We start from the raw sequence: 5706 nt of genomic DNA on the forward strand, positions 1-5706 counted from the left end.
GGCGCCGGCAAGGGCAAGAGCGTCGAGAAGATCGAGAAGAACGGCGGGACGCTCTATCGCACCGCCGTCACCGGTTTCGCCTCGAAGGCGGACGCCCAGGCGTTCTGCGCCAAGCTCCAGGCCGCCGGGAAGAGCTGCTTCGTCCGGTGACGCCGGGCGCCTGCATCCTGGGCTGCTCGGGCCCGATGCTGACGGCGGCGGAGAGGGCCTTCTTCGCCGACGCCCAGCCCTGGGGCTTCATCCTCTTCGCACGCAACGTCGAGACGCCTGAGCAGGTGAGGGCGCTGACAGCCGCTCTGCGCGAGGCGGTCGGACGCGAGGACGCGCCAATCCTTGTCGACCAGGAAGGCGGACGTGTGCAGCGCCTGCGGCCGCCGCACTGGCCCTCGTATCCGCCGGCCCGGGCCTACGGCGATCTGCCCCCGGCCGAACGGCTAGCCATCGCGCGCCTCGGCGGCCGGCTGATCGCGCACGACGTCGCGCAGGTCGGCATCGACGTCGACTGCCTGCCGGTCCTCGACGTGCCCGCACCGGACGGACATGGGGTGATCGGCGATCGCGCCTACGCCGAGACGCCCGGCGACGTGGCGGCCATCGGACGCGCCGCCGCCGAGGGGCTGATGGGCGGCGGCGTGTTGCCGGTGGTCAAGCATATGCCCGGGCATGGTCGCGCTCGCGCCGACAGCCACCACGACCTCCCGGTGGTAAACGCTGGCGCCGATAAACTGGAAGCTTGCGACTTCGCGCCGTTCCGCGCCCTGGCGGATCTGCCGATGGCGATGAGCGCGCACGTCGTCTACGCAGCCTTCGATCCCGAAAGGCCGGCGACGGTCTCGCCGACGGTGGTGCGGGAGGTGATCCGCGGGCGCATCGCCTTCGATGGCCTGCTGATGACCGACGATCTGTCGATGCAGGCGCTCTCCGGCGGGTTCCGCGGCCGCGCCGAGGCGGGGCGCGCCGCCGGCTGCGACGTCGTCCTGCACTGCAACGGCGACATGGCCGAGATGCAGGCCGTCGTGGCGGGCGCGGGGCCGCTTGCCGGAAAGGCGGCCGAGCGCGCCGGCGCGGCGCTGGCGCGGCGCAAGCCGGCGGAGCCCTTCGACGTCGCCGAGGGCCGGGCTCGCCTCGCGGCGGCCTTCGCAGGTAGGCTCGCAGCATGAGCGGCGGATTCCAGCCCAGCCTCGACTTTGCGGCCGTGGACCATGCGGTCGAGGACGGTGAGGCCCTCATCGTCGACATCGAAGGCTACGAAGGCCCGCTCCACGTCCTGCTGGCCCTGGCGCGGACCCAGAAGGTCGACCTCCTCCAGCTCTCGATCCTGAAGCTGGCCGAACAGTACCTCTCCTTCGTGCAGGAGGCGCGCCGTCGCCGGTTCAGCCTCGCGGCCGACTACCTCGTGATGGCGGCCTGGCTGGCGTACCTCAAGTCGCGCCTGCTGCTGCCCAAGCCCGAGCAGCGCAAGGCCGAGGAGCCGCCCGCCGAGGAGATGGCCCAGCGGCTAGCCTTCCGCCTCGCCAAGCTGGAAGCCATGCGCAACGCCGCCGACAAGCTGATGACCGGTCCGCAACTGGGCCGCGACGTCTTCGGCCGCGGCGATCCCGAAGCCATCCGCATCGTGCCGTCCGGTCGCATCGAAGGCGACCTCTACGAACTGATGAGCGCCTACATCGGCCAGCGGCAGAAGGAGGCGCAGCGCAGCTACAAGCCCAAGATTCCCACGGCCTACGCGCTGGAGGACGCCCGCGACCGCCTGCGCCGCCTGCTGCCCGACCTCGAGCGGTGGACTCCGTTGACCGGCGTCGCGCCGATGGGCTCGCCCACCGCGGGGCCGACACGCGCGTCCTATGTGGCCTCGACCCTCTCGGCGAGCCTCGAGCTGGTGAAGGAAGGGGCGTTGGAGGCCCGGCAACTGGAGGCGTTCGCCGACATCTACCTGCGGGCGCGCAAGGCCGAGGCGCAGGCATGAGCGACACCGCCCGCGAGATCGAAGCGCTGCTGTTCGCCGCCGCCGGGCCGCTGACCGTCGATGACCTCGCCAGGCGCCTGCCGGAGGGTGCGAACATCGAGGCCGGCCTCGCCCAGCTTTCCCAGCTCTACGAGGGCAGGGGGGTGGTGCTGGCGAACGTCGCCGGCGCCTGGCGCTTCCAGACCGCCGAGGACCTCGCCTGGTTGATGACCGAGGAGCGGGACGAGCCGCGCCGGCTGTCGAAGGCGGCCCAGGAGACGCTGGCGATCATCGCCTACCACCAGCCGGTGACCCGCGCCGAGATCGAGGCGGTGCGCGGCGTGCAGGCCAGCCGCGGCACGCTGGACGTCCTGCTGGAACTGGGCCTGGTGAAAATGCGCGGCCGCCGCCGGTCGCCTGGCCGGCCGGTGACCTTCGGCACCACCGACTCGTTCCTGGAGCACTATGGCCTGGCGTCCCTGGCCGACCTGCCCGGCATGGCGGAGATGAAGGCTGCGGGCCTGCTGTCGCTGGACCTGCCGCCCGACTTCGCCGTGCCCGATCCGAACGCGCTCGCCGCCGACGAGGACCCGCTGGAGGGCGACGCGCCGGAATTCCACATCGATTTCCTGGCGGAAGACGAACCTTCGCACTGACGCCGTCATGCCGCGTTGGCTTGCCGGCGACGGACGGACTATATAGCGCCGTGAGAAGCGGGCGGGGCGGCGCAGGGGCCGCGAGATTCGCCCCAGGAGACGTTGGCGCATGGGCGCAATCAGTATCTGGCACATCCTTCTGGTCGTGGTGGTCTTCGCCGTGCTGTTCGGCGGTCGCGGCAAGATCTCGGGCCTCATGGGCGACACCGCCAAGGGCATCCGCGCCTTCCGCGAGGGCCTGAAGGGCGACGAGCCGCCGGAAGAGGCCAAGAAGTCGCTCCCGACCGACGAAAAGGACGGCGCGCGCGGCTGAGGCCCGCCGCTCTACGGCAATGTGCGCCGGCCGCTTCGATCGTGGCCGGCGCTTCTCTTTAGGCGTCCCTGATGCTCCCCGAAGTCGGCGGTCTCGAATGGCTGGTGATCGCGGTCGTCGCGCTCATCGTGATCGGCCCCAAGGACCTGCCCGTCATGATGCGCCGGGTAGGCCAGTTCGTGGCCAAGCTGCGCGGCATGGCCAATGAGTTCCGCTCCAGCTTCGACGAGATGGCGCGCCAGTCCGAGCTGGACGACCTTCGCAAGGAGGTCGAGGCCATGCGCCGCGGCCAGTTCGGCGACACCGACCTCAGTCACGAGATGCGCTCGACGGTCAGCGACATCGAGTCGAGCATGTCGGACGTCGGCGTCCAACTCCATCCGCCTATGAGCTACCAATACGAGCCACCGGTCGAGCCGCCGCCGCCCGTGGAGATTTCCGAGGCGCCGGCCTCGGCGAAGAAGCCGGCGCGCAAGCCCGCGGCCAAGGCGGCCAACGCTACGCCGTCCGCGAAAAAGCCCGCCTCCCGCAAGACGGCAGCCAAGGCCAAGCCCGCGACCGACGAGATCGTGCAGGCGGCCAAGCCCCGTAAGCGGTCCAGCAAGATCGTCGAGGGCGGCGCGTGAGCTACGATTACGACAGGGACGAGGCGGACATCGAGGCCTCCCGGGCGCCGCTGCTCGACCACCTGATCGAGCTGCGCAAGCGGCTGATCGTCTGCGTGGCCGCGATCATCGTGGGCTTCGCCGTGTGCTTCACCTTCTCGCCCCAGATCTACGAGATGCTGCTGCATCCCTTCGAGCTGGCTGGCCAGATCTTCGCCGCGCAGAAGGCAGGCCAGGCGCACGGCGCTTTCGACCTCCTGTTCGTGGTCCTCGGCCTGAAGACGGTTTCGGCCGTCACCGGCACGGTGCCCACGCTGATCTTCACCGCCCCGCTCGAGTTCTTCTTCACCAAGCTCAAGCTGGCCGGCTTCGGCGCGGTGGTCCTGACGTTCCCGGTGCTGGCGTGGCAGGTCTACGCCTTTGTCGCGCCGGGCCTCTACCGTCGCGAACGTCACGCGTTCCTGCCGTTCCTCATCGCCGCGCCGGTGCTCTTCATCCTGGGCGCCGCGCTGGTCTACTTCGTGATCCTGCCCTTCGTGCTCTGGTTCTCGCTGAGCCAGCAGATCGTCGGCGCCACCGGCATCCAGGTGCAGATGCTGCCCAAGGTCTCGGACTACCTGACCCTGGTCACGACCCTGCTGCTGGCGTTCGGCCTGTGCTTCCAGCTTCCCGTGGTGCTGACCCTGTTGGGCCTCGCCGGCATCGTGAACTCGGCCATGCTCTGGAAGGGTTGGCGGTATGCAGTCTTCGCCGTCGTGGTGGTCGCCGCGATCGTCACGCCGCCCGACCCGATCAGCCAGCTCTTGCTCTCGCTGCCGATCATCCTGCTCTATTTCGTCTCCATCGGCTGCGTGAAGCTCATCGAGCTGCGCCGCGACAAGGAAGACGCCGACGCCGGGACCGACGTCGCGACAGTGTAGGGTTGGCGCGTCCTCCGACGCGCTCTAGAGAAACCGCTTCCCTCAACCCCAGCGGCCCCCATGCACGACATCCGAGCCATTCGCGAAACCCCCGAGCTTTACGAGCAGGCGTGGGCGCGGAAGGGTTCGTCCGGGAAGGTCGCGGAAATCCTTGAGCTCGACGCGAAGCTGCGCGCCGCCCAGACGGCGGCGCAGGCGGCTCAGGCCGAGCGGAACGAGGCGTCCAAGAAGATCGGCCAAGCCAAGGCCCAGAAGAACGAGGACGAAGCCCAGCGCCTGATGGCCCAGGTCGAGGCGCTGAAGGCCGGCCAGGCCGAGCACGCCGAGGTGGAGCGCCAGGCGGGCGAGGCGCTGAAGGCGATCCTGGCCTCGCTGCCGAACATCCCGTTCCCCGACGTGCCGGTCGGCGCGGACGATCATGACAATGTCGAGGTCCGCCGCTGGGGCGAGCCGTTCGCGATCTCCAACCCCAAGGACCACGTCGATATCGGCGAGGGCCTGGGATTGCTCGACTTCGAGGCGGCGGTCCGGATGTCCGGCGCGCGCTTCACGGTGCTCAAGGGCCAGCTTGCCCGCCTGGAACGCGCCATCGGCCAGTTCATGCTGGACCTGCAGACCCAGGAGCATGGCTACCTGGAAGTCGCCCCGCCGCTGCTGGTCAACGACGCGGCGGCTTACGGCACCGACAAGCTGCCGAAGTTCGCCGAAGACCTGTTCCAGACCACGGACGGCCGCTGGCTGATCCCGACCGCCGAGGTGCCGCTGACCAGCCTGGTCATGGACCAGATCGTCGCCGAGGAGGAGCTGCCGCTGCGCTTCACCGCGCTCACGCCCTGCTTCCGCTCGGAGGCGGGCGCCTCGGGTCGCGACACCCGCGGGATGATCCGCCAGCACCAGTTCAACAAGGTGGAACTGGTCTCGATCGTCGCCCCGGAGAAGTCCGAGGAGGAGCACGAGCGGATGGTGGGCTGCGCCGAGGCGGTGTTGAAGCGCCTGGAGCTGCCGTTCCGCACCATGCTGCTCTGCACGGGCGACATGGGCTTCGGCGCGCGCAAGACCTTCGACCTGGAGGTCTGGCTCCCGAGCCAGGGCAAGTACCGCGAGATCAGCTCGTGCTCGAACTGCGGCGACTTCCAGGCCCGGCGCATGGACGCGCGCGCCAAGAGGGCCGGCGAGAAGGGCACGCGCTTCGTCCACACCCTGAACGGCTCGGGCCTGGCCGTGGGCCGCACCCTGGTGGCGATCATGGAGAACTACCAGGACGAGG

8 protein-coding genes are annotated in these 5706 nt (G+C 69.7%); all 8 read left to right on the forward strand.

The window, feature by feature from the left end:
* Positions 1-30 precede the first annotated feature (30 nt).
* Positions 31-150 carry an SPOR domain-containing protein gene (locus Q0L11_RS12415; protein WP_367183407.1) on the forward strand — a complete coding sequence of 40 codons (120 nt, stop codon included), beginning with the start codon at positions 31-33 and terminating at the stop codon, positions 148-150.
* Positions 147-1160 carry a beta-N-acetylhexosaminidase gene (gene nagZ, locus Q0L11_RS12420; RefSeq protein ID WP_296597619.1) on the forward strand — a complete coding sequence of 338 codons (1014 nt, stop codon included), beginning with the start codon at positions 147-149 and terminating at the stop codon, positions 1158-1160. Before Q0L11_RS12415 ends, nagZ begins: the two co-directional genes overlap by 4 nt.
* Positions 1157-1966: a ScpA family protein gene (locus Q0L11_RS12425; RefSeq protein WP_296597620.1), complete on the forward strand. Its 810-nt coding sequence runs from the start codon at positions 1157-1159 to the stop codon at positions 1964-1966. The genes nagZ and Q0L11_RS12425 overlap by 4 nt, the downstream gene beginning before the upstream one ends.
* Positions 1963-2601, forward strand: coding sequence for an SMC-Scp complex subunit ScpB (scpB, locus tag Q0L11_RS12430; protein ID WP_296597621.1), 639 nt, complete (start codon positions 1963-1965; stop codon positions 2599-2601). The genes Q0L11_RS12425 and scpB overlap by 4 nt, the downstream gene beginning before the upstream one ends.
* A 109-nt stretch (positions 2602-2710) precedes the next feature.
* Complete coding sequence (locus tag Q0L11_RS12435; protein ID WP_296597622.1) at positions 2711-2914, forward strand: twin-arginine translocase TatA/TatE family subunit; 204 nt, start codon at positions 2711-2713, stop codon at positions 2912-2914.
* 71 nt (positions 2915-2985) lie between these two features.
* The gene (gene tatB / locus Q0L11_RS12440; protein ID WP_296597623.1) at positions 2986-3540 is read left to right on the forward strand and encodes a Sec-independent protein translocase protein TatB; all 555 of its coding nucleotides are present in this window, start codon (positions 2986-2988) and stop codon (positions 3538-3540) included.
* Positions 3537-4439, forward strand: a complete 903-nt coding sequence (gene tatC, locus Q0L11_RS12445) for a twin-arginine translocase subunit TatC (protein WP_296597624.1) — start codon at positions 3537-3539, stop codon at positions 4437-4439. Before tatB ends, tatC begins: the two co-directional genes overlap by 4 nt.
* Positions 4440-4499: 60 nt before the next feature.
* The coding region (gene serS, locus Q0L11_RS12450; protein WP_296597626.1) for a serine--tRNA ligase at positions 4500-5706 on the forward strand (1207 nt) is incomplete at its 3' end.

The sequence above is a fragment of the Phenylobacterium sp. genome (assembly GCF_024508875.1).
Taxonomy (GTDB): Bacteria; Pseudomonadota; Alphaproteobacteria; order Caulobacterales; family Caulobacteraceae; genus Phenylobacterium.

What these genes read in the sequence shown, in the direction of transcription:
- Q0L11_RS12425 (WP_296597620.1), top strand. Translation starts at nt 1,157, where the DNA reads ATGAGCGGCGGATTCCAGCCCAGCCTCGACTTTGCGGCCGTGGACCAT.
- Q0L11_RS12435 (WP_296597622.1), top strand. Translation starts at nt 2,711, where the DNA reads ATGGGCGCAATCAGTATCTGGCACATCCTTCTGGTCGTGGTGGTCTTC.
- tatB (WP_296597623.1), top strand. Translation starts at nt 2,986, where the DNA reads ATGCTCCCCGAAGTCGGCGGTCTCGAATGGCTGGTGATCGCGGTCGTC.
- scpB (WP_296597621.1), top strand. Translation starts at nt 1,963, where the DNA reads ATGAGCGACACCGCCCGCGAGATCGAAGCGCTGCTGTTCGCCGCCGCC.